The sequence below is a fragment of the Pseudomonas sp. NPDC089392 genome (assembly GCF_044749595.1).
In the GTDB taxonomy this organism is placed as follows: Bacteria; Pseudomonadota; Gammaproteobacteria; order Pseudomonadales; family Pseudomonadaceae; genus Aquipseudomonas.
The window spans coordinates 193532-217133 of the sequence record NZ_JBIVIF010000005.1 but is presented as its reverse complement, the minus strand read 5'-3'; the positions used below and the strand labels follow the sequence as shown (position 1 = coordinate 217133).

General features: G+C 62.1%; 30 protein-coding genes. 17 read left to right on the top strand and 13 right to left on the bottom strand.

What is annotated here, in order from left to right:
- Nucleotides 1-1440: a metalloprotease TldD gene (gene tldD / locus ACIP1G_RS07925; RefSeq protein WP_400735261.1), complete on the top strand. Its 1440-nt coding sequence runs from the start codon at nucleotides 1-3 to the stop codon at nucleotides 1438-1440.
- 118 nt (nucleotides 1441-1558) lie between these two features.
- Here tldD and yjgA read toward each other — a convergent pair whose 3' ends face one another.
- Complete coding sequence (yjgA, locus tag ACIP1G_RS07920; RefSeq protein ID WP_009683052.1) at nucleotides 1559-2080, bottom strand: ribosome biogenesis factor YjgA; 522 nt, start codon at nucleotides 2078-2080, stop codon at nucleotides 1559-1561.
- Nucleotides 2081-2188: 108 nt separating this feature from the next.
- Between yjgA and pmbA the strand changes: the two genes are divergently transcribed.
- The 6 genes from pmbA to ACIP1G_RS07890 all read left to right on the top strand — a co-directional run bounded on the left by pmbA (nucleotide 2189) and on the right by ACIP1G_RS07890 (nucleotide 7558).
- Nucleotides 2189-3535: a metalloprotease PmbA gene (pmbA, locus tag ACIP1G_RS07915; protein WP_400735259.1), complete on the top strand. Its 1347-nt coding sequence runs from the start codon at nucleotides 2189-2191 to the stop codon at nucleotides 3533-3535.
- A 244-nt stretch (nucleotides 3536-3779) separates the two neighbouring features.
- Nucleotides 3780-4181 carry a FagA protein gene (locus tag ACIP1G_RS07910; RefSeq protein WP_400735257.1) on the top strand — a complete coding sequence of 134 codons (402 nt, stop codon included), beginning with the start codon at nucleotides 3780-3782 and terminating at the stop codon, nucleotides 4179-4181.
- Nucleotides 4174-5550, top strand: a complete 1377-nt coding sequence (locus tag ACIP1G_RS07905) for a class II fumarate hydratase (protein WP_400735256.1) — start codon at nucleotides 4174-4176, stop codon at nucleotides 5548-5550. Before ACIP1G_RS07910 ends, ACIP1G_RS07905 begins: the two co-directional genes overlap by 8 nt.
- 28 nt (nucleotides 5551-5578) lie before the next feature.
- Nucleotides 5579-6040 (top strand): hypothetical protein, encoded by a 462-nt coding sequence (locus tag ACIP1G_RS07900; protein ID WP_400735254.1) that lies wholly within the window; start codon nucleotides 5579-5581, stop codon nucleotides 6038-6040.
- Nucleotide 6041: 1 nt separating this feature from the next.
- Nucleotides 6042-6653 (top strand): superoxide dismutase, encoded by a 612-nt coding sequence (locus ACIP1G_RS07895; RefSeq protein ID WP_400735252.1) that lies wholly within the window; start codon nucleotides 6042-6044, stop codon nucleotides 6651-6653.
- A gap of 11 nt (nucleotides 6654-6664) precedes the next feature.
- Complete coding sequence (locus tag ACIP1G_RS07890; RefSeq protein ID WP_400735250.1) at nucleotides 6665-7558, top strand: ZIP family metal transporter; 894 nt, start codon at nucleotides 6665-6667, stop codon at nucleotides 7556-7558.
- Between the two features lie 37 nt (nucleotides 7559-7595).
- On the opposite strand, the gene ACIP1G_RS07885 is transcribed toward ACIP1G_RS07890, so the two are convergent.
- The 12 genes from ACIP1G_RS07885 to ACIP1G_RS07830 all read right to left on the bottom strand — a co-directional run bounded on the left by ACIP1G_RS07885 (nucleotide 7596) and on the right by ACIP1G_RS07830 (nucleotide 15369).
- Nucleotides 7596-7916: a helix-turn-helix domain-containing protein gene (locus ACIP1G_RS07885; RefSeq protein ID WP_400735249.1), complete on the bottom strand. Its 321-nt coding sequence runs from the start codon at nucleotides 7914-7916 to the stop codon at nucleotides 7596-7598.
- Nucleotides 7909-8280 carry a type II toxin-antitoxin system RelE/ParE family toxin gene (locus ACIP1G_RS07880; protein ID WP_400735247.1) on the bottom strand — a complete coding sequence of 124 codons (372 nt, stop codon included), beginning with the start codon at nucleotides 8278-8280 and terminating at the stop codon, nucleotides 7909-7911. Before ACIP1G_RS07880 ends, ACIP1G_RS07885 begins: the two co-directional genes overlap by 8 nt.
- Nucleotides 8281-8367: 87 nt before the next feature.
- On the bottom strand, nucleotides 8368-8640 hold the full coding sequence (locus ACIP1G_RS07875) for an HPr family phosphocarrier protein (RefSeq protein WP_110744875.1): 273 nt from the start codon (nucleotides 8638-8640) through the stop codon (nucleotides 8368-8370).
- Between the two features lie 19 nt (nucleotides 8641-8659).
- Nucleotides 8660-9514 carry an RNase adapter RapZ gene (gene rapZ / locus ACIP1G_RS07870; RefSeq protein WP_400735245.1) on the bottom strand — a complete coding sequence of 285 codons (855 nt, stop codon included), beginning with the start codon at nucleotides 9512-9514 and terminating at the stop codon, nucleotides 8660-8662.
- A 2-nt stretch (nucleotides 9515-9516) separates the two neighbouring features.
- Nucleotides 9517-9981: a PTS IIA-like nitrogen regulatory protein PtsN gene (ptsN, locus tag ACIP1G_RS07865; protein ID WP_015269060.1), complete on the bottom strand. Its 465-nt coding sequence runs from the start codon at nucleotides 9979-9981 to the stop codon at nucleotides 9517-9519.
- A 12-nt stretch (nucleotides 9982-9993) separates the two neighbouring features.
- Entirely contained in the window at nucleotides 9994-10302 is a 309-nt protein-coding gene (gene hpf, locus ACIP1G_RS07860) for a ribosome hibernation-promoting factor, HPF/YfiA family (protein ID WP_003255135.1), read from the bottom strand.
- 79 nt (nucleotides 10303-10381) lie between these two features.
- On the bottom strand, nucleotides 10382-11875 hold the full coding sequence (locus ACIP1G_RS07855; protein ID WP_400735243.1) for an RNA polymerase factor sigma-54: 1494 nt from the start codon (nucleotides 11873-11875) through the stop codon (nucleotides 10382-10384).
- Nucleotides 11876-12052: 177 nt separating this feature from the next.
- The gene (lptB, locus tag ACIP1G_RS07850; protein WP_300025442.1) at nucleotides 12053-12778 is read right to left on the bottom strand and encodes an LPS export ABC transporter ATP-binding protein; all 726 of its coding nucleotides are present in this window, start codon (nucleotides 12776-12778) and stop codon (nucleotides 12053-12055) included.
- Nucleotides 12779-13303 carry a lipopolysaccharide transport periplasmic protein LptA gene (gene lptA / locus ACIP1G_RS07845; RefSeq protein ID WP_400735241.1) on the bottom strand — a complete coding sequence of 175 codons (525 nt, stop codon included), beginning with the start codon at nucleotides 13301-13303 and terminating at the stop codon, nucleotides 12779-12781.
- Nucleotides 13290-13862: an LPS export ABC transporter periplasmic protein LptC gene (lptC, locus tag ACIP1G_RS07840; protein WP_400735239.1), complete on the bottom strand. Its 573-nt coding sequence runs from the start codon at nucleotides 13860-13862 to the stop codon at nucleotides 13290-13292. The genes lptA and lptC overlap by 14 nt, the downstream gene beginning before the upstream one ends.
- Before the next feature lie 8 nt (nucleotides 13863-13870).
- Nucleotides 13871-14395: a KdsC family phosphatase gene (locus ACIP1G_RS07835; RefSeq protein ID WP_400735237.1), complete on the bottom strand. Its 525-nt coding sequence runs from the start codon at nucleotides 14393-14395 to the stop codon at nucleotides 13871-13873.
- Complete coding sequence (locus tag ACIP1G_RS07830) at nucleotides 14395-15369, bottom strand: KpsF/GutQ family sugar-phosphate isomerase (protein WP_400735235.1); 975 nt, start codon at nucleotides 15367-15369, stop codon at nucleotides 14395-14397. Before ACIP1G_RS07830 ends, ACIP1G_RS07835 begins: the two co-directional genes overlap by 1 nt.
- 248 nt (nucleotides 15370-15617) lie before the next feature.
- Between ACIP1G_RS07830 and ACIP1G_RS07825 the strand changes: the two genes are divergently transcribed.
- From ACIP1G_RS07825 to hisC, 10 genes are all read left to right on the top strand, one after another.
- Nucleotides 15618-16427, top strand: coding sequence for an ATP-binding cassette domain-containing protein (locus tag ACIP1G_RS07825; protein ID WP_400735234.1), 810 nt, complete (start codon nucleotides 15618-15620; stop codon nucleotides 16425-16427).
- Nucleotides 16427-17224, top strand: coding sequence for a lipid asymmetry maintenance ABC transporter permease subunit MlaE (gene mlaE, locus ACIP1G_RS07820; RefSeq protein ID WP_400735232.1), 798 nt, complete (start codon nucleotides 16427-16429; stop codon nucleotides 17222-17224). Before ACIP1G_RS07825 ends, mlaE begins: the two co-directional genes overlap by 1 nt.
- The gene (gene mlaD / locus ACIP1G_RS07815) at nucleotides 17224-17709 is read left to right on the top strand and encodes an outer membrane lipid asymmetry maintenance protein MlaD (RefSeq protein ID WP_201176384.1); all 486 of its coding nucleotides are present in this window, start codon (nucleotides 17224-17226) and stop codon (nucleotides 17707-17709) included. The genes mlaE and mlaD overlap by 1 nt, the downstream gene beginning before the upstream one ends.
- 9 nt (nucleotides 17710-17718) lie before the next feature.
- Entirely contained in the window at nucleotides 17719-18366 is a 648-nt protein-coding gene (locus ACIP1G_RS07810; protein ID WP_085623998.1) for a phospholipid-binding protein MlaC, read from the top strand.
- Nucleotides 18363-18665, top strand: a complete 303-nt coding sequence (locus ACIP1G_RS07805; protein WP_400735230.1) for a lipid asymmetry maintenance protein MlaB — start codon at nucleotides 18363-18365, stop codon at nucleotides 18663-18665. The genes ACIP1G_RS07810 and ACIP1G_RS07805 overlap by 4 nt, the downstream gene beginning before the upstream one ends.
- A gap of 117 nt (nucleotides 18666-18782) precedes the next feature.
- Nucleotides 18783-19022 carry a BolA family protein gene (locus ACIP1G_RS07800; protein ID WP_003255121.1) on the top strand — a complete coding sequence of 80 codons (240 nt, stop codon included), beginning with the start codon at nucleotides 18783-18785 and terminating at the stop codon, nucleotides 19020-19022.
- A 23-nt stretch (nucleotides 19023-19045) separates the two neighbouring features.
- Nucleotides 19046-20311 carry a UDP-N-acetylglucosamine 1-carboxyvinyltransferase gene (murA, locus tag ACIP1G_RS07795; protein ID WP_400735228.1) on the top strand — a complete coding sequence of 422 codons (1266 nt, stop codon included), beginning with the start codon at nucleotides 19046-19048 and terminating at the stop codon, nucleotides 20309-20311.
- 91 nt (nucleotides 20312-20402) lie between these two features.
- Nucleotides 20403-21038, top strand: coding sequence for an ATP phosphoribosyltransferase (hisG, locus tag ACIP1G_RS07790; protein ID WP_400735227.1), 636 nt, complete (start codon nucleotides 20403-20405; stop codon nucleotides 21036-21038).
- Between the two features lie 135 nt (nucleotides 21039-21173).
- Nucleotides 21174-22499, top strand: a complete 1326-nt coding sequence (hisD, locus tag ACIP1G_RS07785) for a histidinol dehydrogenase (protein ID WP_400735225.1) — start codon at nucleotides 21174-21176, stop codon at nucleotides 22497-22499.
- A 2-nt stretch (nucleotides 22500-22501) separates the two neighbouring features.
- The gene (gene hisC / locus ACIP1G_RS07780) at nucleotides 22502-23548 is read left to right on the top strand and encodes a histidinol-phosphate transaminase (RefSeq protein WP_400735223.1); all 1047 of its coding nucleotides are present in this window, start codon (nucleotides 22502-22504) and stop codon (nucleotides 23546-23548) included.
- The last annotated feature ends 54 nt before the right edge of the window (nucleotides 23549-23602 follow it).

Below are 23602 nucleotides of genomic sequence, written 5' to 3'. Positions count from 1 at the left end.
ATGAGCCAGATGTTATCCACCGTCAGTGAGCAGCTCCTGGCCCCAGGCGGCTTGACCCTGGACAGCCTGCAGAGCGTGCTGGGTGAGTTGGCCGGCCCCGGCATCGATGCCGCCGACCTTTATTTCCAGGGCCAGATCTCGGAAACCTGGGCGCTGGAAGACGGTATCGTCAAAGAGGGCAGCTTCAACCTGGACCAAGGCGTAGGGGTACGTGCCCAGTCCGGTGAAAAGACCGGTTTCGCCTACAGCAACGCCATCAACCTCGAAGCCCTGACTTCGGCAGCGCGTGCCGCCCGTTCCATTTCCCGTGCCGGGCAGAACGGCACGGTGCAGGCCTTCCGCAGCCAGGACGTGACCGCCCTGTATGCGGCAGACAACCCACTGGACGTGCTCAGCCGGGCGGAGAAGGTCGAGCTGCTCAAGCGTGTCGACGCCGCCACCCGGGCCTTGGACCCGCGTATCCAGCAGGTCAGCGTGAGCATGGCCGGGGTCTGGGAGCGCATCCTGATCGCTGCGGCCGATGGCAGCCTGGCCGCCGACGTGCGCCCGCTGGTGCGCTTCAACGTCAGCGTCATTGTCGAGCAGAACGGCCGCCGCGAGCGTGGCGGACAGGGCGGTGGCGGGCGTACCGACTACCGCTTCTTCACCGAGGAACGGGTGATGGGCTATGCCCGCGAAGCGTTGCGCCAGGCCTTGGTGAACCTGGAAGCGATCCCGGCGCCGGCCGGTACCTTGCCGGTCGTGCTGGGCTCGGGCTGGTCGGGCGTGCTGCTGCACGAAGCCGTTGGCCATGGCCTGGAAGGTGACTTCAACCGCAAGGGCAGTTCGGCGTTCAGCGGCCGCATGGGCGAGAAAGTGGCGTCGAGCCTGTGCACCATCGTAGACGATGGCACCCTTGAAGGCCGCCGTGGCTCGCTGAGCGTGGACGACGAAGGCACCCCGACCGAATGCACCACGCTGATCGAGAACGGTGTGCTCAAGGGCTACATGCAGGACAAGCTGAACGCACGGCTGATGGGCATGGCGGTGACTGGCAACGGCCGCCGTGAATCCTACGCGCACCTGCCGATGCCGCGCATGACCAACACCTACATGCGGGCCGGCGAAAGCGACCCAGAAGAAATCATCCGCTCGGTGAAGAAAGGCATTTACTGCGCCAACCTCGGTGGTGGCCAGGTGGACATCACCAGCGGCAAGTTCGTGTTCTCGACCAGTGAGGCCTACCTGATCGAAGACGGCAAGATCACCGCACCGGTGAAGGGCGCGACCCTGATCGGCAATGGTCCGGAGGCGATGAGCCGGGTGTCGATGGTCGGTAACGACCTGGCGCTGGACAGCGGGGTAGGGACGTGCGGCAAGGACGGGCAGTCGGTGCCGGTCGGGGTGGGGCAGCCTACCTTGAAGCTGGATGCGATTACCGTGGGCGGTACCGGGGCGTGATGGCCGTGGGGACCGCTTCGCGGTCCATTCGCAGCACAAGGCTGCTCCCACAGGGATCGCGTGCTTCTGTAGGAGCAGCCTTGTGCTGCGAATGGGCCGCAAAGCGGCCCCAGCGATATCAGCGCAAACCGCGCTGCAGCTCGTCGAGGTCGCGGATGTACTTGAACACCTTGCGCGCGGCGGCAGGCGGTTTGTTCCGCGCCTTCTCGTGCTGGGCATGGCGTACCAGCGAGCGCAGCTGCTGGCGGTCGGTGTCGGGGTACTCGTTGACGAAGCGCTCAAGGTCTTCGTCGTTACCGTCGATCAACCGATCGCGCCAGCGCTCCAGGCCGTGGAAGCGCTCGTTGTACTGGCGGGTCGAGCTGTCCATCTGCTCGAGCAAGGCGTGGATGGCATCCAGGTCCTGCACGCGCATCAGCTTGCCGACGAACGACATGTGGCGCTTGCGGGCGCCGTGAGCCGTGTGCTTGCTGGCCTCGGCCAGGGCCTTGCGCAGCTCGTCGGTCAACGGCAGGCGGGCCAGGGTATCGGCCTTGAGCGTGGTAAGGCGCTCGCCGAGTTCGACCAGCGCATGCAGTTCGCGCTTGATCTGGGTTTTGCTTTTTTCGCCGTCGAAGGCGTCGTCGTTTGAATCAACCATGGTGGCAGTCCGCTAGAAATCGCCGCCATGATAACCAGTCGGGGGCCGCTTGTCCGGCCCGGTCGTAGAATGACCTTTGCCGAACGCAGAATTTGAGTGGAGAGAACCATGAGTGCAGTCCAGAGCGTAGGTCCGAAAGACCTGCCAGCATTGCAGGAGCAGGTCGAGGCAATCATCGCCGAGGCGCGCCGCCAAGGGGCCAGTGCCTGCGAAGTGGCAGTGTCGCTGGAGCAGGGCCTGTCCACCACAGTACGTCAACGCGAGGTCGAAACGGTCGAGTTCAACCGCGACCAGGGCTTTGGCATCACCCTCTACGTTGGCCAGCGCAAAGGCTCGGCCAGCACCTCGGCCAGTGGCCCGGAAGCGATCCGCGAAACCGTCGCCGCTGCGCTGGCGATTGCCAAGCATACGTCGGAAGACGAATGCTCCGGCCTGGCCGACGCGGCGCTGATGGCCCGTGAGATCCCGGACCTGGACCTGTACCACGACTGGGATATCGAGCCCGAAAAGGCCATCGAGATGGCCTTGGCCTGCGAGGCGGCTGCGTTCGACGCCGACCCGCGCATCCTCAACGCTGACGGCACTACCCTCAACACCCACCAGGGCTGTCGCGTGTATGGCAACAGCCACGGTTTCATCGGTGGCTATGCCTCGACCCGGCACAGCTTGAGCTGCGTGATGATCGCCGAAGGCGACGGGCAGATGCAGCGTGATTACTGGTATGACGTGAACCGCCAAGGCAACCTGCTGGCCGACCCGCGCAACATTGGCGTACGCGCTGCCCAGCGTGCCGCCAGCCGCCTGGGCGCGCGCCCGGTGCCAACGTGCGAGGTGCCTGTGTTGTTCTCGGCTGAACTGGCCGGCGGCCTGTTCGGCAGCTTCTTGTCGGCCATTTCCGGCGGCAACCTGTACCGCAAGTCGTCGTTCCTCGAAGGGACCATTGGCCAGCGCCTGTTCCCGTCCTGGCTGACCCTGGACGAGCGTCCGCACATTCCGCGTGCGCTGGGCAGTGCAGCGTTCGATGGTGATGGCTTGGCAACTTACGCCAAGCCGTTCGTCGACAAAGGCGAGCTGGTGTCGTACCTGCTGGGTACCTATTCCGGGCGCAAGCTGGGTTTGCCGAGCACGGCCAACTCGGGTGGCGTGCATAACCTGTTCGTCAGCCATGGCGTCGAAGACCAGGCGGCGCTGATCCGCCGCATGGGCCGCGGGCTGCTGGTGACCGAGCTGATGGGGCATGGCCTGAACATGGTGACAGGGGATTACTCCCGTGGCGCGGCAGGGTTCTGGGTCGAGAATGGCGAGATCCAGCATGCGGTGCAGGAAGTGACCATTGCCGGCAATATGAAGGATATGTTCCAGCAGATTGTGGCGATTGGCAGTGATCTTGAGACCCGCAGCAATATCCACACTGGCTCGGTGCTCATCGAGCGGATGACTGTGGCAGGTAGCTGATCGTTAACCATGCACTGGCCCTTTCGCGGGTGAACCCGCTCCTACAAGGTCTGCGCCAGCATTGAAGGCTGTGCATTCCTTTGTAGGAGCGGGTTTACCCGCGAATGGGCCAGTGCAAGCAACAGAGAATTCTCAGCGAAACAAACAACCCGGCCCCCACGCCGGGTTTTTTATTCATCAGCTTTCCCTTGAAGTGATTCTATTTATCACTTAATAATGAATATCATTATCCAGTAACCCGGCGATGATGTTCATGAAACCCGTCCTCCGCGAACTGCCCTACCTGGAAAACTGGCGCTGGCTCAGCTGCCGCATCCGCTGCGCGCTCGAACCCGACGAGCCACGCCTGATCGAGCATTACCTGGCCGAAGGCCGCTACTTGGTGTGCTGCACCGAGACCTTACCATGGACGGTAGCGCTGACGTCCTTCCGCTTGCTGCTGGAAACCGCCTGCGACCGCATGCTGCCCTGGCATTGGCGCTGCCTGTGCCTGGACCAGGCCTGGCGCCCGCTGCTGGACCTGCGCAACCTCGACCGCCAGGAACACAACCAGCGCTGGCAGCCCTACGCCCAGCAGTTGGCCAATTGCCGCCTGCTGCCGTCGATTTCTCCCGATGAACTGATGCAAGGATTTGATGATGAGTGATACCCGTATCGAGCGTGACAGCATGGGTGAACTGCAAGTACCGGCCCTGGCCCTGTACGGTGCCCAGACCCAGCGCGCGGTCGACAACTTTCCGATCAGCGGCCTGCGTATGCCGGCCCAGTTCATTCGTGCCTTGCTGCTGGCCAAGGCTGCCGCAGCCAAGGCCAACGTCGAGCTGGAACAATTGTCCGCGGCGCAGGGTCAGGCCATCGTCAAGGCTGTCGAGCAGCTGCTGGCCGAGGATTTCATCCAGCACTTCCCGGTGGATGTGTTCCAGACCGGTTCCGGCACCAGTTCGAACATGAATGCCAACGAAGTGATCGCCACCCTGGCCAGCCGGGTACTGGGTGAGGTGGTCAATGCCAACGACCACGTCAACTGTGGCCAGAGCAGCAACGACATCATCCCGACTACCATTCACGTCAGCGCCGCCCTGGCCCTGCACGAGCAGTTGCTGCCAGCCCTGGCGCACCTGGTGCAGGTGATCGAGGCCAAATCGGCGCAAGTGCATCAATACGTGAAGACCGGTCGTACCCACCTGATGGATGCCATGCCGGTGCGCATGAGCCAGGTGCTGGACGGCTGGGCAGCGCAGATCAATGGCGCCAAGGCGCACATCGAAGCCACCTTGCCGAGCCTGCAGGCGCTGGCCCAGGGCGGCACCGCGGTAGGTACCGGTATCAACGCCCACCCGCAATTTGCCGCCGGCTTTGCCCGCCAGCTCAGCGGCCTGACCCATGTCGAATTCACCCCGGGGCAGAACCTGTTCGCCTTGATCGGCTCGCAGGACACCGCTGTGGCCCTGTCCGGCCAGCTCAAGACCACCGCTGTGGCGCTGATGAAAATCGCCAACGACCTGCGCTGGATGAACTCCGGCCCACTGGCCGGCCTCGGTGAAATCGAGCTGCAAGGCCTGCAGCCGGGTTCTTCGATCATGCCAGGCAAGGTCAACCCGGTGATCCCGGAGGCTACTGCCATGGTTGCCGCCCAGGTGATCGGCAACGACGCCACCATCGCCGTTGCTGGCCAGTCCGGCAACTTCGAACTGAACGTGATGCTGCCGGTGATCGCCCGCAACCTGCTGGAAAGCATCGAGCTGATGGCCAACGTCAGCCGCCTGCTGGCCGACAAGGCCATCGCCAGCTTCAAGGTCAACGAGGGCAAGCTCAAGGAGGCCCTGGCGCGCAACCCGATCCTGGTCACCGCGTTGAACCCGATCATCGGCTACCTCAAGGCTGCCGAAATCGCCAAGACCGCCTACAAGCAGGGCCGCCCGATCATCGATGTGGCGCTGGAGCACACCGACCTGTCGCGTGACCAGCTGCAAGCCCTGCTGGACCCGGAAAAACTCACCGCCGGCGGCATCTGACCTTGCGTCACCGCCTCAGGAGACCACCATGCAGCACTGGAAACGCACCACGGAAACCGCCAATCACCTGTTCGAACAGGGCGAGCTGGTCGATGCCCGGGAACACTACCTGCAAGCCCTGGCGCTGGCCCAGGTGCTGTTCGAGCGCTGGCATGACGTCGACGAAGCGGTGGCCGCATTCGTCATCGCCCACCACAACCTGGCCGACCTGCACCTGCGCCTGAACCAGCCACAGGAAAGCGCCGATTACCTGTGCGCCGCGCACCAGCGGCTGCTGCAGGCCAGCCAGGAGGCGCGCTTGCCCCAAGTGCTGCGTGAAGCGGCCCTGCGCCACAGTGGGCGTACCTACACCGAATTGCTGAGTTTCATCGCCGAGTATGGCCAGTACCCACGTACCGAACGCCTGCTCAACCGCCACAGTGCCGGGGCCAGCGAACTCGCAGCCCAGCCGGACGTGGCGCCCAGACACCAAGCCTACGGAATTCACTGACATGCCTCATACCTTGCCTGCATTGCCTTACGCCTACGATGCGCTGGAGCCGCACATCGACGCCCAGACCATGGAGATCCACCACACCAAGCACCACCAGACCTACGTCAACGGCCTCAACGCTGCCATCGAAGGCACCGAGTGGGCCGAGTGGCCGGTGGAAAAACTGGTTGGCGCGGTCAAGCAACTGCCGGAAAACCTGCGTGGTGCGGTGATCAACCATGGCGGCGGGCACGCCAACCACAGCCTGTTCTGGACCGTAATGTCGCCGCAGGGCGGCGGTGAGCCGGTGGGCCAGCTGGCGCAAGCCGTCAGCGCGCAGCTCGGCGGTTTCGAGGCCTTCAAGGAGGCTTTCACCAAGGCCGCGCTGACCCGCTTCGGCAGCGGCTGGGCCTGGCTCAGCGTCACGCCTCAGAAAACCCTGGTGGTGGAGAGCAGCGGCAACCAGGACAGCCCGCTGATGCACGGCAACACGCCGATCCTCGGCCTGGACGTGTGGGAGCATGCCTACTACCTGAAGTACCAGAACCGTCGTCCGGAATACATCGGGGCCTTCTACAACGTCATTGACTGGGCGGAAGTGGAACGCCGCTATCTTGAAGCCTTGAAGTGAGCCTGGCCGGTATGCGTTCAGAGGTGATGTCTGTCAGCAGTGTGCGCCTGTTTCGCCTGGCGCTAGGAACGTTGCTGTTGCTGGCCGGCAGCGCGTTGCTGGTGGCGCGCGGTCTTGCCTGGCTGGACCTGGATCCGCGTATGTTGCGCGCCCTGGAGGGCGGCGCATTGTGCGCACTGGGAACAGCGCTGGGCGCGGTACCGGTACTAGTCATTCGCAACATGCCAGTGGCGCTGGCCGACACGCTGCTGGGCTTCGGCGCCGGCGTGATGCTGGCGGCCACCGCGTTTTCCCTGATCATTCCGGGCCTGGATGCAGCCCAGGCTATCGGCTTCAGCCCTTGGGGCGCGGGTGGCCTGATCAGCTTTGGGCTGATGTTCGGGGCCCTGTGCCTGTTCCTGGTCGACCTCAAGGTGTCCGGCGCCTCGCCGCAAGCGCTGGTCGGCACGGAGAACCAGCCGGTAATTGCCGCGCGCATCTGGTTGTTCGTGATTGCCATCATTGCCCACAACATCCCCGAAGGCATGGCTATCGGCGTGTCGGCCGGTGGCGGGATGGCCGACGCCGACAGCCTGGCCATGGGCATTGCCTTGCAGGACGTACCCGAGGGCTTGGTGATCGCACTGGTGTTGGCCGGGGCGGGTATGCCGCGCTTCAAGGCTTTCCTGATCGGCGCGGCCTCAGGACTGGTCGAGCCGGTGGCCGCAGTGATCTGTGCCTGGCTGGTGAATATTGGCGAACTGCTGCTGCCGCTGGGCTTGGCCTGCGCAGCGGGGGCGATGCTGCTGGTGGTGACCCAGGAAATCATCCCCGAATCACGCAGCAACGGCCATCACCGCCTGGCTAGCCTGGGGCTGTGTATCGGCTTCTGCCTGATGATGGTGATGGATACGGCGATGTCGTAAATCAGCTTGGGGCGCGCTTGCTTGTTGTAGGCGCCCTTCAGGCGAAGATGACTTCTACTCGTCCTTCGCGACGAGAGCGGGGGGCCGCTTTGACCACAATCTGTACATCACGCCCGAGTCGCGCCAGACATTCGATCATCTTGGTTTCACTGATTCCGCGAAACTTGCCCCGCATCATCTCGGATACCTTGGGTTGGGGTAACCCAAGTACCGCCGCGGCCTGCACCTGGGTGAGGTGACGAGCCTTGATTATGCTGCAGATCTTGCTGGCAAGCTGTGCTTTTACCAGCATCTCATTGGCGTCGGCACTGTTTAGGTCGGCATAGACGTTACCGCTGCCTGCTTCGATCTCAGTCATTTGTATCTCCTCTTGAATGTGCCTCCGCCTGCTTCAGGCGTGACCTGATCAGGGCGATGTCGTGACCGGGAGTCTTGATGCCAGAGGTGGACTTTTTCTGGAAACAATGCAGCACATAGACTGCCGAGCCAAAGCTCACGGTGTAAACAGCACGGTAAGTATTGCGGTTGTAATCCTCCACGACCTCCAGCACGCCCGCACCTGAAAAACCTTTAAGGCTCTTGGTTTGCTGGTGTTTTCCACCTTCCTGCGCCAGATGCAATGCAAAGCCGAAGATGTCCTGTACATCACTTGGAAGTGCCTGAAGATCTTTCTTGCTGCTGCCTACCCAGTACAGCGCCCTGATCCGTTTGAATGCGTCCATGGCATGGCCTCAATCTATACCCATATAGGTATAATGACAACCGCGCCTGATTGCATCCTGACAATTGACAGGAGATGTTGCGGGGGTTTACTCGCCTTCGTCGAAGAAGTTGTTGATCAGCTCGACCAGCGCGTCCATGGCATCGGTGTCCTGCTCGCCTTCGGTATGCAGGTGCACCTGGGTGCCTTTGCCGGCTGCCAGCATCATCACTGCCATGATGCTCTTGCCATCCACCAGCTTGTCCGGCGCACGGCCAACCCTGACGGTGCAGGGGAAGCGGCCGGCCACGCCGACGAACTTGGCTGCCGCCCGGGCATGCAGACCCAACTTGTTGATGATGGTGATTTCACGGGCGGGCATCGTGGGGTGGATCCTTGGGCTAGAGGTCGCGGTGGCGGACCTGGACGTTTTTCAGGGTTTGTTGCAGCTGTTGGCCAAGGCGCTCAGTGATGTACACCGAACGGTGGTGGCCGCCAGTGCAGCCAATGGCAATGGTGACGTAGGCGCGGTTGCTGGCGGCAAAGCGGGGCAGCCACTTGAGCAGGTAGCTGGAGATATCGTTGTACATGTCCTCGACATCAGGCTGTGCGGCCAGGTAGTCGATCACCGGTTGATCAAGGCCAGAATGCTCACGCAGCTCGGGCTTCCAGTACGGGTTGGGCAGGCAGCGCACATCGAACACCAGGTCGGCGTCGACCGGCATGCCACGCTTGAAGCCGAACGACTCGACCAGGAACGCGGTACCAGGCTCAGGCTGGTTGAGCAGGCGCAGCTTGATCGAATCACGCAACTGGTACAGGTTGAGGTTGGTGGTGTCGATCTTCAGGTCGGCCAGGTCGGCAATCGGCCCTAGCAGGTCGCTTTCCACGCGTATGGCTTCTGCCAGCGAGCGATCAGCATTGGTCAGCGGGTGACGCCGGCGAGTTTCCGAGAAGCGCTTGAGCAGTACGTCCTCATCGGCATCCAGGTACAGCACGTCGCACTTGATATGCCGGGCACGGGCTTCTTCAAGCAGCTCGGGGAAGCGTGTCAGGTGGCTGGGCAAGTTGCGCGCGTCAATCGACACGGCAACCTTGGGCTGCAGCAGTTCGGTATTGATCAGCGCATTTTCCGCCAGCTGCGGCAGCAGCCCGGCGGGCAGGTTGTCAATGCAGTAGTAACCGTTGTCTTCCAGGACATCGAGGGCGGTGCTCTTGCCGGAGCCGGACCGGCCGCTGACGATGATCAGGCGCATGTTCAGTGCTCGTTCTGTACGTCCAGGACAACCTGGAACAGGGCCTCACTGCTGGTGGCCGCACGCAGACGATCACGGACCTCCTTGCGATCGAGCATGCTGGCAATCTGGCGCAGCAGTTCCAGATGCGCATCGGTGGCGGCTTCTGGCACCAGCAGGACAAACAGCAGGTCCACTGGTGCGCCATCGATGGCGTCGTAATCGATTGGAGCCTCCAGGTGCAGCAGGGCGCTGACCGGGGCGGAACAACCTTCAAGCCGGCAATGCGGTATGGCAATGCCATTGCCGAAACCGGTCGAACCGAGTTTTTCCCGGGCGACCAGTTTTTCGAAGACGTCTTGCATCTCCAGTTCTGGCACTTGTTCGGCGATGACGGTGGCGACCTTTTCCAGGGCGCGCTTCTTACTGCCTCCCGGCACGTTCACAAGGGAACGGCCGGGGGTCAGGATGGTTTCAAGTCGGATCATGGATGAGGGGGATCAGCGGGCAGCTGCACCTTGCAGCAGGCTTTGCTGTTTTTCCTTGTGTTTTTTCAGTTGGCGGTCGAGCTTGTCGGCCAAGGCGTCGATCGCTGCATACATGTCTTCGTGTTCGGCGTTGGCAACCACTTCGCCGCCGGGAATCTGCAGGGTCGCCTCGACCTTCTGCTGCAACTTCTCGACTTTCATGATGACCTGCACGTTGGTGATCTTGTCGAAGTGACTTTCCACGCGAGCGAGCTTTTCAAGCACATAATCGCGCAGTGGCTGGGTGACTTCTACATGCTGTCCACTGATATTGACTTGCATACAGCTTCTCCTTTGTTGCCCGTGCATAAAGAGGCAGGTCTTGCACCTGCCCCGCAAACGCTGTGGCACATCTCAGGGGCTACATCAGTCGCTTGCGCTCGCTCGACGGTGCGATGCCGAGGGACTCGCGGTACTTGGCGACGGTGCGACGGGCTACCTGGATGCCTTGTGCCTCCAGTAAACCAGCGATCTTGCTGTCACTCAATGGCTTTTTCTGATTTTCCGCTGCAACCAGTTTCTTGATGATCGCGCGGATCGCTGTGGACGAGCATTCTCCGCCTTCAGAGGTGCTGACGTGGCTCGAGAAAAAGTATTTCAGTTCGTAGATGCCGCGCGGCGTGTGCATGTATTTCTGTGTGGTAACACGCGAAATGGTCGACTCGTGCATGCCCACGGCTTCGGCGATGTCATGCAGCACCAGCGGCTTCATCGCTTCATCGCCGTGGTCGAGGAAGCCGCGCTGGTGCTCGACGATCTGCGTGGCGACCTTCATCAGGGTTTCGTTGCGGCTTTGCAGGCTCTTGATGAACCAGCGTGCTTCCTGCAACTGGTTGCGCATGAAGGTGTTGTCGGCGCTGGTATCGGCACGACGCACGAAGCCAGCGTACTGCGGGTTGACGCGCAGGCGCGGGATGGCCTCCTGGTTCAGCTCCACCAGCCAGCGGTCGCTGTCTTTGCGCACGATGACGTCGGGCACGACGTACTCGGGTTCGCTGGACTCGATCTGCGAACCGGGGCGCGGGTTGAGGCTTTGGACCAGCTCGATGACCTGGCGCAGTTCGTCTTCCTTGATTTTCATGCGCCGCATCAGCTGGCTGTAGTCGCGGCTGCCGAGCAGGTCGATGAAATCGCTGACCAGGCGTTTGGCCTCGGTCATCCATGGGGTGTTGGCGGGCAGCTGGCGCAGTTGCAGCAGCAGGCATTCACCCAGGCTGCGCGCGCCGACGCCGGCTGGCTCGAACTGCTGGATGCGGTGCAGTACCGCTTCTACCTCGTCCAGCTCGATATCCAGCTCCGGGTCGAAACCGGCGCAGATTTCCTCGAGGGTGTCTTCCAGGTAGCCCTGGCCGTTGATGCTGTCGATCAGGGTGACGGCAATCAGGCGGTCGGTGTCGGACATCGGCGCCAGGTTCAGCTGCCACAGCAGGTGGCTTTGCAGGCTCTCGCCGGCTGATGTGCGGGTGGTGAAGTCCCACTCGTCGTCATCATTGCTTGGCAGGCTGCTGGCGCTGGTCTGGTAGATGTCTTCCCAGGCGGTATCGACTGGAAGCTCGTTGGGGATGCGCTCGCTCCATTCACCGTCTTCCAGGTTGTCGGCACTGATGGTGCTTTCCTGGAAGCTGTTGTCCTGGGCTTCGGTGGCCGGCTTGTTCTCGGCGTTGTCCGCCATCGGGTCGCTGTTGTCGAAGTCGTCGCCGTCTTCCTGGCGCTCAAGCATCGGGTTCGACTCCAGCGCTTCCTGGATTTCCTGTTGGAGGTCCAGGGTGGAAAGCTGGAGTAGGCGGATGGCCTGTTGCAACTGCGGTGTCATCGTCAGTTGCTGGCCCATTTTTAGGACGAGCGATGGTTTCATGGCAGGGGCTTAGTACCTTGTTCGCCGGCGCGCATGCGCCATCCACTACACGAGGGCGCCGAGGCGCCTGATCAAGCAAGTTTTATGCCTTAAATTGTAGCGTTTGCCTAGAGTACCGTAACAACTTTAACCCTGGATTCGGGGCGATTTGCCAGTACTCCAGGCGCGTACCGGGGGTCAGAGTCGGAACTCGTGGCCCAGGTAAACCTCTTTGACCAGTTCGTTCGCCAGGATGGTCTCGGCGTCGCCTTCGGCGATCAGGCGGCCATCATTGACGATATAGGCGGTTTCGCAGATATCCAGGGTCTCACGCACGTTGTGGTCGGTGATCAGTACACCGATGCCTTTGGCCTTGAGATGGTGGATGATCTGCTTGATGTCGCCCACGGAGATCGGGTCGACACCCGCGAACGGTTCGTCCAGCAGGATGAACTTGGGAGCGGTTGCCAGGGCACGGGCAATTTCCACGCGGCGGCGTTCACCACCAGACAGGCTCATGCCGAGGTTGTCGCGGATGTGGCTGATGTGGAACTCCTGCAGCAGGCTTTCCAGCTCTTTGCGCCGGCCTTCGCGGTCGAGGTCCTTGCGGGTCTCGAGGATGGCCATGATGTTGTCGGCCACCGACAGCTTGCGGAAGATCGAGGCTTCCTGCGGCAGGTAGCCGATGCCGGCGCGGGCGCGGCCGTGCATGGGCTGGTGGCTGACATCGAGGTTGTCGATCAGTACGCGACCCTGTTCGGCCTGGACCAGGCCGACGATCATGTAGAAACAGGTGGTCTTGCCGGCACCGTTGGGGCCAAGCAAGCCGACGATCTGGCCGCTGTCGATCGACAGGCTGACGTCACGCACGACCTGGCGCCCCTTGTAGCTTTTGGCCAGGTGCTGGGCTTTGAGGGTTGCCATTTACTCGGCCTTCTTCTTGGGCTGGATCACCATGTCGATGCGCTGACGTGGCTGGGTCACATTGCCACCGCGCCCGGCGGTCGCCACCTGGGTCTGGGTGTTGTAGACGATCTTTTCGCCTTCGGTGGTGTTGCCCTCGTTTTCGACCTTGGCGCGGTCGGTGAGGATCACGGTGTCTTTTTGCGCCTGGTACTGGATGGTGACCGCCCAGCCTTTCATCTTGTCAGGCTTGGCAGCGCTCTGCTGCTGCTCGAAATAGGCCAGGTTGCCTACCGAGGTGACGACGTCGATGTCGCCATTGGCCGCACGGGTCATGGTGACCGTGTTGCCTTTGATCATCATCGAACCTTGGGTGATGATCACGTCACCGGTATAGGTGGCCACACCCTGCTTGTCGTCCAGGTGCGCGTTGTCGGCCTGGATGCGGATGGGCTGGTCACGGTCACTCGGCAGGGCGAAGGCGCTCGCGGTTCCCAGTGCTGCGCTCAGGCTGAGCAAAAGGGGGAGGGTTTTAACGAGCCTCATACTGTCCTCTTACGTTAGAGAGCAAGTCCATCTTGCCTTCTTTCAAATACGCTTTCATGCCCTTGCCCGTGGTTGTGCCACCGGCGCCGTCGATTCTAACGGCTTGCTCGGTCTGCGCATATTGCTTCTGTGGGAATACGGTCATGCGTGAGCTGGTAATGATGGTTTCGCGCTGCTTTTCGTCGGTGCGTGCAACGCGTACCTGGTTGATCAGTTCGACTTCGGTGCCGTCCGGGTTTACCTCGGCGCGCTCACTCGTTACGTGCCAGGGGTACTCGGTACCGCGGTACATGTGCAGGTCCGGCGTGGTCACCAGGGTAACTTCAGTGGCTTTCAGGTGCTCGACCTTGTCGGCGGTCATTTCATATTGCAGCTTGCCGTCCGGCAAGAACTGCACGCTGTGCGCGTTAATCGCATAGTAGTCGATGGCGCTCTCATCGACCTGGGCCACTGGCTGGTCAAGGAAGCTCTCCGGGCTGACATTCCAGTAGCCGATGGCTGCGAGCACTGCGGCGATCACAGCCAGCAGCGCAATATTGCGGACTTTCTTGCTGAACATGGGCAGCCTTACAGGTAGTTGGCGTTGGCAGCGTCCAGGGTGCCCTGGGCCTGCATGATCAGTTCGCAGAACTCACGGGCGGCGCCTTCGCCGCCGCGTGCCTGGGTCACGCCATGGGCGTGCTGGCGAACAAACGGCGCGGCATTGGCCACCGCCATGCCCAGGCCTGCGCGGCGAATCACCGGCAGGTCGGGCAGGTCGTCGCCAAGGTAGGCGACTTGTTCATAGCTTAGGCCGAGTTCGGCGAGCAGGCCGTCAAGCACTACCAATTTGTCCTCGCGGCCCTGGTAAAGGTGCGGGATGCCGAGGTTCCTGGCCCGGCGCTCGACCACCGGGGTCTTGCGCCCGCTGATGATCGCCGTGGTCACGCCGGAAGCCATGAGCATCTTGATGCCTTGGCCGTCGAGGGTGTTGAAGGTCTTGAACTCGCTACCGTCTTCGAGGAAGTACAGGCGGCCATCGGTCAGTACGCCGTCGACATCGAACACCGCCAGTTTGATGGCCTTGCCACGTTGCATCAGGTTCTGGCTCATCACATCACTCCGGCACGCAACAGGTCGTGCATGTTAAGGGCGCCGGTTGGTCGGTCTTGCTGATCGACAACTACCAGTGCGTTGATCTTGTGGTCTTCCATTATCTTCAGGGCCTCGGCGGCGAGCATCTCGGCGCGGGCGGTCTTGCCATGCACGGTCATCACCTGGTCGATCAGGGTGGTGTGCACGTCGATGTTGCGGTCCAGACTGCGGCGCAAGTCGCCGTCAGTGAAGATCCCGGCCAGCTTGCCATCCGCTTCAAGCACAACGGTCATGCCCAGGCCTTTGCGGGACATTTCCAGCAGTGCGTCCTTGAGCAGCGTGCCGCGCTGGACCTGGGGCAGTTCATCGCCCGCGTGCATCACATTCTCGACCTTCAGCAGCAACCGCCGCCCAAGCGCGCCGCCAGGGTGCGAAAAGGCGAAGTCTTCGGCGGTGAAGCCGCGGGCTTCGAGCAGGGCAATGGCCAGCGCGTCGCCCAGCACCAGGGATGCCGTGGTGGAGGAGGTGGGTGCCAGGTTCAGTGGGCAAGCCTCTTGAGCGACGCGGGCATCGAGGTTGACCTCTGCCGCTTGGGCCAGGGTGGAGTCCGGGTTGCCGGTAAGGCTGATCAACTTGATGCCCAAGCGTTTGATTAGCGGCAGGAGCGTGACGATCTCGGCCGTGCTGCCCGAGTTGGACAGCGCCAGGATGATATCGTTGCGGGTGATCATGCCCATGTCGCCATGGCTGGCTTCGGCCGGATGGACGAAAAATGCAGGCGTGCCAGTGCTGGCCAGGGTTGCGGCAATCTTGTTGCCGATGTGCCCCGACTTGCCCATGCCAAGTACCACCACCCGGCCCTTGATCGCCAGGATCAGTTCGCAGGCTTTGACAAAGTTATCGTCGATGCGCGCAAGCAGGCCCTCGACAGCCTCGAGTTCCAGGCGCACGGTGCGTTGCGCGGATTGAATCAGCTCGCTGGATTGGCTCATGTCGATAAAGCAACGCCTGATGAAAAGGCGGCGATTATAGCCGCAAAGAAACAAACCCTCATCCTTTCCATTACCCCGACAATGGTCATCAAAGCCTGTATCAGAGCTGAATGACTCTTTTCATGGCCTTGGGGCGGTGCTGTCAGCGGTGCTATAGTTCGCCGCTATTCGGCCTGCCACGGGCGCGTGTGCCTTAAATAAGGAGGCCGGCGTCCACTAGGATGAGGCTGCACTAGCAAGGAGTCTAGATGAGTGTGGATAGCGCCTACGCGGTCGAGTTGAAGGGGGTTACCTTCAAACGCGGTTCGCGCAGCATTTTCAGCAACGTCGACATTCGCATCCCGCGCGGCAAGGTCACCGGCATCATGGGGCCATCGGGTTGCGGCAAGACCACGTTGCTTCGCCTGATGGGTGCGCAGTTGCGCCCCACCAGCGGTGAGGTATGGGTTGCCGGGCAGAACCTGCCGAAGTTGTCGCGTAGCGACCTGTTCGACGCCCGCAAGCAAATGGGGGTGCTGTTCCAGAGCGGCGCGCTGTTCACCGACCTCGATGTGTTCGAGAACGTTGCGTTTCCGCTGCGCGTGCATACCCAGCTTTCGGACGAAATGATCCGTGACATCGTGTTGATGAAGTTGCAGGCCGTGGGCCTGCGCGGTGCCATCGACCTGATGCCCGACGAGCTGTCCGGTGGCATGAAGCGCCGCGTGGCGTTGGCCCGGGCTATTGCCCTGGACCCACAGATCCTCATGTACGACGAACCGTTCGTCGGCCAGGACCCGATCGCCATGGGTGTACTGGTGCGCCTGATCCGCCTGCTCAATGATGCCCTGGGCATTACCAGCATCGTCGTTTCCCACGACCTGGCGGAAACCGCCAGCATCGCCGACTACATCTATGTGGTGGGTGACGGCCAGGTGCTAGGCCAGGGTACGCCCGATGAGCTGATGGGCTCGGACAACCCACGGATTCGCCAGTTCATGAAGGGCGACCCGGACGGCCCGGTACCCTTTCACTTTCCTGCGCCTGACTACCGCGCCGACCTGCTGGGGGCGCGTTGATGCGCAGAAAATCCTTACTCGAACGTGTCCGCCTGCTGGGTCGCTCGGCGATCGACGTGCTGGCGGTACTGGGGCGTTCCTGCCTGTTCCTGTTCCATGCACTGATCGGGCGCGGCGGCATCGGCGGCGGCTTCCAGCTGCTGACCAAGCAGTTGTACTCGGTGGGCGTGCTGTCGTTGGCAATCATCGCCGTGTCCGGGGTGTTCATCGGCATGGTGCTGGCGCTGCAGGGCTACAGCATCCTGACCAAGTACGGTTCGGAGCAGGCGGTGGGGCAGATGGTCGCCCTGACCCTGCTGCGTGAGCTCGGCCCGGTGGTGACGGCATTGCTGTTCGCTGGCCGTGCGGGTTCGGCGCTGACCGCCGAAATCGGCAACATGAAGTCCACCGAGCAACTGTCGAGCCTGGAAATGATCGGCGTCGACCCGCTCAAGTACATCGTCGCGCCACGCCTGTGGGCCGGTTTCATCTCGCTGCCATTGCTGGCGCTGATCTTCAGCGTGGTCGGCATCTGGGGTGGCTCGTGGGTGGCAGTCGACTGGCTGGGCGTTTACGAGGGCTCGTTCTGGGCCAACATGCAGAACAGTGTTTCCTTCACCGACGACGTGCTCAACGGCTTGATCAAGAGCCTGGTTTTTGCCTTCGTCACGACCTGGATTGCCGTGTTCCAGGGGTACGACTGTGAGCCCACCTCAGAAGGGATCAGCCGTGCCACCACCAAGACCGTGGTCTATGCCTCGTTGGCAGTGCTGGGTCTGGACTTTATTCTGACCGCCTTGATGTTTGGAGATTTCTGATGCAAAACCGCACCCTGGAAATCGGTGTCGGCCTGTTCCTCCTGGCCGGGATCCTGGCGCTGCTACTGCTGGCCCTGCGTGTCAGCGGGCTGTCGGCCAGCCCGAGCAGCGATACCTATAAAGTTTATGCCTACTTCGACAATATCGCCGGTTTGACGGTCAGAGCTAAAGTGACCATGGCCGGTGTGACCATCGGCAAGGTTACCGCCATCGATCTGGACCGTGATTCCTACACCGGTCGGGTGACGCTGCAGCTGGACAAATCGGTGGACAACCTGCCGACCGACTCCACTGCCTCGATCCTGACCGCCGGCTTGCTTGGCGAGAAGTACATCGGCATCAGCGTGGGCGGTGAAGAAGACGTGCTCAAGGATGGTGCCACCATCCACGACACCCAGTCGGCGCTGGTGCTGGAAGATCTGATTGGCAAGTTCCTGCTCAACTCCGTTGGCAAGGAACCGAAAGAAGCGCAACCGGCTAATTAAGGAGTTTCCATGATTTCCATTCTGCGACGTGGCCTGCTGGTCCTGCTGGCGGCTTTCCCCCTGATGGCACTGGCAGCGCAGTCCCCGCACGACGTGGTGCAGAGCACTACCACCGAGTTGCTGGGTGAGCTCAAGGCCAACAAGGAGCAGTACAAGTCCAACCCGCAAGCTTTCTACGACACCCTTGACCGGATCCTCGCGCCGGTGGTCGATGCCGACGGTATTTCCAAAAGCATCATGACCGTCAAGTACTCGCGCAAGGCTACGCCCGAGCAGATGCAGCGCTTCCAGGAAAACTTCAAGCGCAGCCTGTTCCAGTTCTACGGTAACGCGCTGCTGGAGTACAACAACCAGGGTATCGTCGTGGACCCGGCCAAGGCCGATGATGGCAAGCGTGCCTCCGTTGGCATGAAGGTCACCGGCAACAACGGCGCCGTGTACCCGGTGCAGTACACCCTGGAAAACCTGGGTGGCGAATGGAAAGTGCGTAACGTGATCGTCAACGGCATCAACATCGGCAAGCTGTTCCGCGACCAGTTCGCCGATGCCATGCAGCGCAACGGCAACGACCTGGACAAGACCATCGATGGCTGGGCTGGCGAAGTGGCCAAGGCCAAGCAGGCTGCCGACAACTCGCCAGAGAAGACCGTCAAATGAGCGAGGCCGGTGTAAGCATGGCCGAGCCGGGCGTGCTGCGCCTGGCCGGCGTGCTGGACTTCCGCAGCGGGCCGGCCCTGCGCAAGCAGGGCAAGGCGCTGATCGCCGCCAGCCGTGAGGCGCAACTGGTGCTCGATTGTTCGGCGGTGCAGCGCTCCACCAGTGTCGGCCTGTCGCTGCTGCTGGCATTCATGCGTGATGCCCAGGCTGCCGGCAAGGGCTGCCAGGTGCGCAGCATGCCCGACGACATGCGGGAAATTGCCGAGGTCTATGACCTTGACGAAGTGCTGGCCAGCTAATGGCCAGGCACGGATGACAGCCCCTCGGTCAGCGAAGCCCACGCCGGGCTTCGCAGGCGAGGGGCTTTTTTGTATGATGGCCGACCCGTGCGCATCGGGCGCCGATTGAGGTTGAGCATGCAGGCCGTAGAAGTTAAAAGCTTCCTTGAAGAGAAATTGCCGGGTTCCCGGGTCGAAGTTGAAGGCGAAGGCTGCAACTTCCAGTTGAACGTGATCAGCGACGAGTTGGCTGGCCTGAGCCCGGTCAAACGTCAGCAGGCGATCTATGCTCACCTGAATCCGTGGATCGCCAATGGCAGCATCCATGCGGTAACCATGAAATTTTTCAGCAGCGCAGCCTGGGCTGAGCGCACCTGAGCCAACTTGGCGGCGAGACTCAAATGGACAAACTGATTATTACTGGCGGCCCTCGCCTTGACGGCGAGATCCGCATTTCGGGCGCGAAGAACGCAGCCCTGCCGATCCTGGCGGCCACTTTGCTGGCTGACGGCCCGGTCACCGTGGGCAACCTGCCGCACCTGCACGACATCACCACCATGATCGAGCTGTTCGGCCGCATGGGCATCGAGCCTGTGATCGACGAAAAGCTGGCAGTGGAAATCGACCCACGTACCATCAAGACCCTGGTCGCGCCCTACGAGCTGGTAAAGACCATGCGCGCGTCGATCCTGGTGCTTGGCCCGATGGTCGCCCGTTTCGGCGAGGCCGAAGTGGCCCTGCCTGGCGGTTGCGCCATTGGTTCGCGTCCGGTCGACCTGCACATCCGTGGCCTTGAGGCCATGGGCGCGAAAATCGAAGTAGAAGCCGGCTACATCAAGGCCAAGGCGCCTGAGGGTGGCCTGCGCGGCGCGCACTTCTTCTTCGATACCGTCAGCGTGACGGGTACCGAGAACATCATGATGGCCGCTGCCCTGGCCAAGGGCCGCAGCGTGCTGCAGAACGCCGCGCGCGAGCCGGAAGTGGTCGACCTGGCCAACTTCATCAACGCCATGGGCGGCAAGGTTCAGGGCGCTGGCACCGACACCATCACCATCGACGGCGTCGAGCGCCTGGCTTCGGCCACCTACCGCGTGATGCCGGACCGTATCGAGACCGGTACCTACCTGGTCGCCGCTGCCGTGACCGGTGGCCGCGTGAAGGTCAAGGACACCGACCCGACCATCCTTGAAGCCGTTCTGGAAAAACTCAAGGAAGCCGGCGCCGACATCACCACCGGTGAAGACTGGATCGAGCTGGACATGCACGGCAAACGGCCGAAAGCCGTCAACCTGCGTACCGCCCCGTACCCAGCGTTCCCGACCGACATGCAGGCGCAGTTCATCTCGCTGAACGCCATTGCCGAAGGCACTGGTGCGGTGATCGAGACCATCTTCGAAAACCGCTTCATGCACGTTTACGAAATGCACCGCATGGGCGCGCAGATCCAGGTCGAAGGCAACACTGCCATCGTCACTGGCGTCAACGCGCTGAAAGGTGCCCCGGTAATGGCCACCGACCTGCGTGCTTCCGCCAGCCTGGTGCTGTCGGCGCTGGTTGCCGAAGGCGATACCCTGATCGATCGCATCTACCACATCGACCGTGGTTACGAGTGCATCGAAGAAAAACTGCAGATGCTCGGCGCGAAAATCCGCCGCGTACCGGGCTAGTAGCCCACTGGTGCATGGATGCACCATTCGAATTGAATGCGGCCAGGTCGATGACCTGGCCGGCAGTAGCCGCTTAAGGACCGACGTTCCAATGTTGACCATCGCGCTTTCCAAAGGCCGTATTCTCGACGATACCCTGCCGTTGCTGGCCGAGGCCGGCATCGTGCCGACCGAGAACCCGGACAAGAGCCGCAAACTGATCATCCCCACCACGCAGGATGACGTACGCCTGCTGATCGTGCGTGCCACCGACGTGCCGACCTATGTCGAGCATGGTGCCGCCGACCTGGGTGTGGCCGGCAAGGACGTGCTGATGGAGTACGGTGGCCAGGGCCTGTACGAGCCGCTGGACTTGCAGATTGCCCAGTGCAAGCTGATGACCGCTGGTGCGGTCGGCGCCGCCGAGCCCAAGGGCCGCCTGCGCGTCGCCACCAAATTCGTCAACGTAGCCAAGCGCTACTATGCCGAGCAAGGCCGCCAGGTCGACATCATCAAGCTGTACGGCTCGATGGAGCTGGCACCGCTGATCAACCTCGCCGACAAGATCATCGACGTGGTCGACACCGGCAACACCCTGCGTGCCAATGGCCTGGAGCCCCAGGAACTGATCGCCATGATCAGCTCGCGCCTGGTGGTCAACAAGGCCTCCATGAAAATGCAACACGCCCGCATCCAGAGCCTGATCGACATGCTGCGCGAAGCGGTCGAGTCGCGACACCGCGGTTAACTCTCTACCTACGTGCGCGCGGCCTTCGCTGTCGCGCCCGTCTATCCGCGTCATAGCCACTTTTCTCGGGTGCCCGCGCGGATGGACTGGTAGCCTAGGGCGCCTGAGCATTCGCTAATAATCGAGGCCCTCGCCATGACCGTGTCCACTGCAATTGCCCGTCTCAACGCTGCTGATCCGGATTTCGCCCGACATCTGGATCATCTGCTGAGCTGGGAAAGTGTGTCCGATGACGCGGTCAACCAGCGCGTGCTCGACATCATCAAGGCCGTGCGCGAGCGCGGTGATGCGGCGCTGGTGGAATTCACCCAGCGTTTCGACGGTGTCGACGCCAAGTCGATTGATGACCTGATCCTCAATCGCGAGCGCCTGGAACTGGCGCTGACCCGTATCACCCCGACCCAGCGCGAAGCTTTGGAAAAGGCCGCCAACCGTGTGCGTATTTACCACGAGCGGCAGAAGCAGGACTCCTGGCAGTACACCGAAGCCGACGGTACCGTGCTCGGTCAGAAGGTTACCCCGCTGGACCGTGCCGGCCTGTATGTGCCGGGCGGCAAGGCGTCGTACCCATCGTCGGTGCTGATGAACGCCATTCCAGCCAAGGTTGCTGGTGTGGCCGAAGTGGTGATGGTGGTGCCAACCCCGCGTGGCGAAATCAATGAACTGGTACTGGCCGCGGCCTGCATCGCCGGTGTCGACCGCGTGTTCACCGTCGGCGGCGCCCAGGCTGTCGCTGCGCTGGCCTATGGCACCGAAAGTGTGCCGCAGGTGGACAAGATTGTCGGCCCGGGCAACATCTACGTTGCCACTGCCAAGCGTCACGTATTCGGCCAGGTTGGCATCGACATGATCGCCGGCCCGTCGGAAATCCTCGTGGTGTGCGACGGCCAGACCGACCCGGACTGGATCGCCATGGACCTGTTCTCCCAGGCCGAGCACGACGAAGATGCCCAGGCCATCCTGGTCAGCCCGGATGCCGTGTTCCTCGACCGCGTTGCCGCCAGCATCGACAAGCTGCTGCCGACCATGGAGCGTGCCGAGATCATCGAGAAGTCGATCAACGGCCGTGGCGCGCTGATCCAGGTGCGTGACATGCAGCAGGCCATGGAAGTGGCCAACCGCATCGCACCGGAGCACCTGGAACTGTCGGTGGCCGACCCGCAGGCCTGGCTGCCGCACATTCGTCACGCGGGCGCGATCTTCATGGGCCGCCACACCAGCGAAGCGCTGGGCGACTACTGCGCCGGCCCCAACCACGTGCTGCCCACTTCCGGCACCGCGCGTTTCTCGTCGCCGCTGGGGGTGTATGACTTCCAGAAGCGTTCGTCGATCATCTTCTGCTCCGAACAGGGCGCGTCCGAACTGGGCCACACGGCTTCGGTCCTGGCCCGTGGCGAGTCGCTGACCGCCCACGCCCGCAGCGCTGAATACCGTATCCTGACCCAAGAGAAGGGGAACTGAGCATGAGTCGATTCTGGAGCCCCTTCGTCAAGGACCTGGTGCCTTACGTGCCGGGCGAACAACCCAAGCTGGCCCGCCTGGTAAAGCTCAACACCAACGAAAACCCCTATGGCCCGTCGCCCAAGGCGCTGGAGGCCATGCGCGGTGAGCTGAATGACAACCTGCGCCTGTACCCGGACCCGAACGGCGACCGCTTGAAGCAGGCGGTGGCCGAGTACTACGGGGTAACCCCGGCGCAAGTGTTTGTCGGCAACGGCTCGGACGAGGTGCTGGCGCACATCTTCCACGGCCTGTTCCAGCACGACGCACCGCTGCTGTTCCCTGACATCAGCTACAGCTTCTACCCGGTCTATTGCGGCCTGTACGGCATCGCCTTCGAACAAGTGGCGCTGGATGAGCAGTTCCAGATCCGCGTCGAGGACTACAACAAGCCCAACGCCGGTATCATCTTCCCCAACCCCAATGCGCCGACTGGCTGCCTGATGCCGCTGCAAGCGGTGGAGCAGTTGCTGCAGGCCAACCGTGATTCGGTGGTGGTGGTCGACGAGGCGTACATCGATTTCGGGGGCGAGACGGCCATCAGCCTGGTGGACCGCTACGACAACCTGCTGGTCACCCAGACCTTGTCGAAGTCGCGCTCGCTGGCAGGGCTGCGGGTTGGCCTGGCGGTGGGGCACCCGGACCTGATCGAGGCGCTGGAGCGGATCAAGAACAGTTTCAACTCCTACCCACTGGACCGTGCGGCGATCGTCGGCGCGGCGGTGGCGCTCGAGGACCGCGAGTACTTCGAGGAAACCTGCCGCAAGGTGATCGACAGCCGCGAGGTGTTGGTCGAGCAGTTGCAGGCCAAGGGCTTCGAAGTACTGCCCTCGGCCGCCAACTTCATCTTCGCCCGCCACCCGCAGCAGGATGCCGCTGAGCTGGCGGCGCGCTTGCGTGAACAGGGCGTGATCGTGCGCCACTTCAAGCAGGCACGTATTGCCCAGTTCCTGCGCATCACCATCGGTACGCCAGAGATGAACCAGGCGCTGCTGGATGCGTTGAACTGACGGCATCGTTGCCGCTTCCCAAGGGGTCAACATCCCCTTGGGGAGCTGGCTTGC

Coding starts and splice junctions, on each gene's coding strand:
- tldD (WP_400735261.1), top strand. CDS start 1: ATGAGCCAGATGTTATCCACCGTCAGTGAGCAGCTCCTGGCCCCAGGC.
- yjgA (WP_009683052.1), bottom strand. CDS start 2,080: ATGGTTGATTCAAACGACGACGCCTTCGACGGCGAAAAAAGCAAAACC.
- pmbA (WP_400735259.1), top strand. CDS start 2,189: ATGAGTGCAGTCCAGAGCGTAGGTCCGAAAGACCTGCCAGCATTGCAG.
- ACIP1G_RS07910 (WP_400735257.1), top strand. CDS start 3,780: ATGATGTTCATGAAACCCGTCCTCCGCGAACTGCCCTACCTGGAAAAC.
- ACIP1G_RS07905 (WP_400735256.1), top strand. CDS start 4,174: ATGAGTGATACCCGTATCGAGCGTGACAGCATGGGTGAACTGCAAGTA.
- ACIP1G_RS07900 (WP_400735254.1), top strand. CDS start 5,579: ATGCAGCACTGGAAACGCACCACGGAAACCGCCAATCACCTGTTCGAA.
- ACIP1G_RS07895 (WP_400735252.1), top strand. CDS start 6,042: ATGCCTCATACCTTGCCTGCATTGCCTTACGCCTACGATGCGCTGGAG.
- ACIP1G_RS07890 (WP_400735250.1), top strand. CDS start 6,665: ATGCGTTCAGAGGTGATGTCTGTCAGCAGTGTGCGCCTGTTTCGCCTG.
- ACIP1G_RS07885 (WP_400735249.1), bottom strand. CDS start 7,916: ATGACTGAGATCGAAGCAGGCAGCGGTAACGTCTATGCCGACCTAAAC.
- ACIP1G_RS07880 (WP_400735247.1), bottom strand. CDS start 8,280: ATGGACGCATTCAAACGGATCAGGGCGCTGTACTGGGTAGGCAGCAGC.
- ACIP1G_RS07875 (WP_110744875.1), bottom strand. CDS start 8,640: ATGCCCGCCCGTGAAATCACCATCATCAACAAGTTGGGTCTGCATGCC.
- rapZ (WP_400735245.1), bottom strand. CDS start 9,514: ATGCGCCTGATCATCGTCAGCGGCCGGTCCGGCTCCGGCAAGAGCACC.
- ptsN (WP_015269060.1), bottom strand. CDS start 9,981: ATGATCCGACTTGAAACCATCCTGACCCCCGGCCGTTCCCTTGTGAAC.
- hpf (WP_003255135.1), bottom strand. CDS start 10,302: ATGCAAGTCAATATCAGTGGACAGCATGTAGAAGTCACCCAGCCACTG.
- ACIP1G_RS07855 (WP_400735243.1), bottom strand. CDS start 11,875: ATGAAACCATCGCTCGTCCTAAAAATGGGCCAGCAACTGACGATGACA.
- lptB (WP_300025442.1), bottom strand. CDS start 12,778: ATGGCAACCCTCAAAGCCCAGCACCTGGCCAAAAGCTACAAGGGGCGC.
- lptA (WP_400735241.1), bottom strand. CDS start 13,303: ATGAGGCTCGTTAAAACCCTCCCCCTTTTGCTCAGCCTGAGCGCAGCA.
- lptC (WP_400735239.1), bottom strand. CDS start 13,862: ATGTTCAGCAAGAAAGTCCGCAATATTGCGCTGCTGGCTGTGATCGCC.
- ACIP1G_RS07835 (WP_400735237.1), bottom strand. CDS start 14,395: ATGAGCCAGAACCTGATGCAACGTGGCAAGGCCATCAAACTGGCGGTG.
- ACIP1G_RS07830 (WP_400735235.1), bottom strand. CDS start 15,369: ATGAGCCAATCCAGCGAGCTGATTCAATCCGCGCAACGCACCGTGCGC.
- ACIP1G_RS07825 (WP_400735234.1), top strand. CDS start 15,618: ATGAGTGTGGATAGCGCCTACGCGGTCGAGTTGAAGGGGGTTACCTTC.
- mlaE (WP_400735232.1), top strand. CDS start 16,427: ATGCGCAGAAAATCCTTACTCGAACGTGTCCGCCTGCTGGGTCGCTCG.
- mlaD (WP_201176384.1), top strand. CDS start 17,224: ATGCAAAACCGCACCCTGGAAATCGGTGTCGGCCTGTTCCTCCTGGCC.
- ACIP1G_RS07810 (WP_085623998.1), top strand. CDS start 17,719: ATGATTTCCATTCTGCGACGTGGCCTGCTGGTCCTGCTGGCGGCTTTC.
- ACIP1G_RS07805 (WP_400735230.1), top strand. CDS start 18,363: ATGAGCGAGGCCGGTGTAAGCATGGCCGAGCCGGGCGTGCTGCGCCTG.
- ACIP1G_RS07800 (WP_003255121.1), top strand. CDS start 18,783: ATGCAGGCCGTAGAAGTTAAAAGCTTCCTTGAAGAGAAATTGCCGGGT.
- murA (WP_400735228.1), top strand. CDS start 19,046: ATGGACAAACTGATTATTACTGGCGGCCCTCGCCTTGACGGCGAGATC.
- hisG (WP_400735227.1), top strand. CDS start 20,403: ATGTTGACCATCGCGCTTTCCAAAGGCCGTATTCTCGACGATACCCTG.
- hisD (WP_400735225.1), top strand. CDS start 21,174: ATGACCGTGTCCACTGCAATTGCCCGTCTCAACGCTGCTGATCCGGAT.
- hisC (WP_400735223.1), top strand. CDS start 22,502: ATGAGTCGATTCTGGAGCCCCTTCGTCAAGGACCTGGTGCCTTACGTG.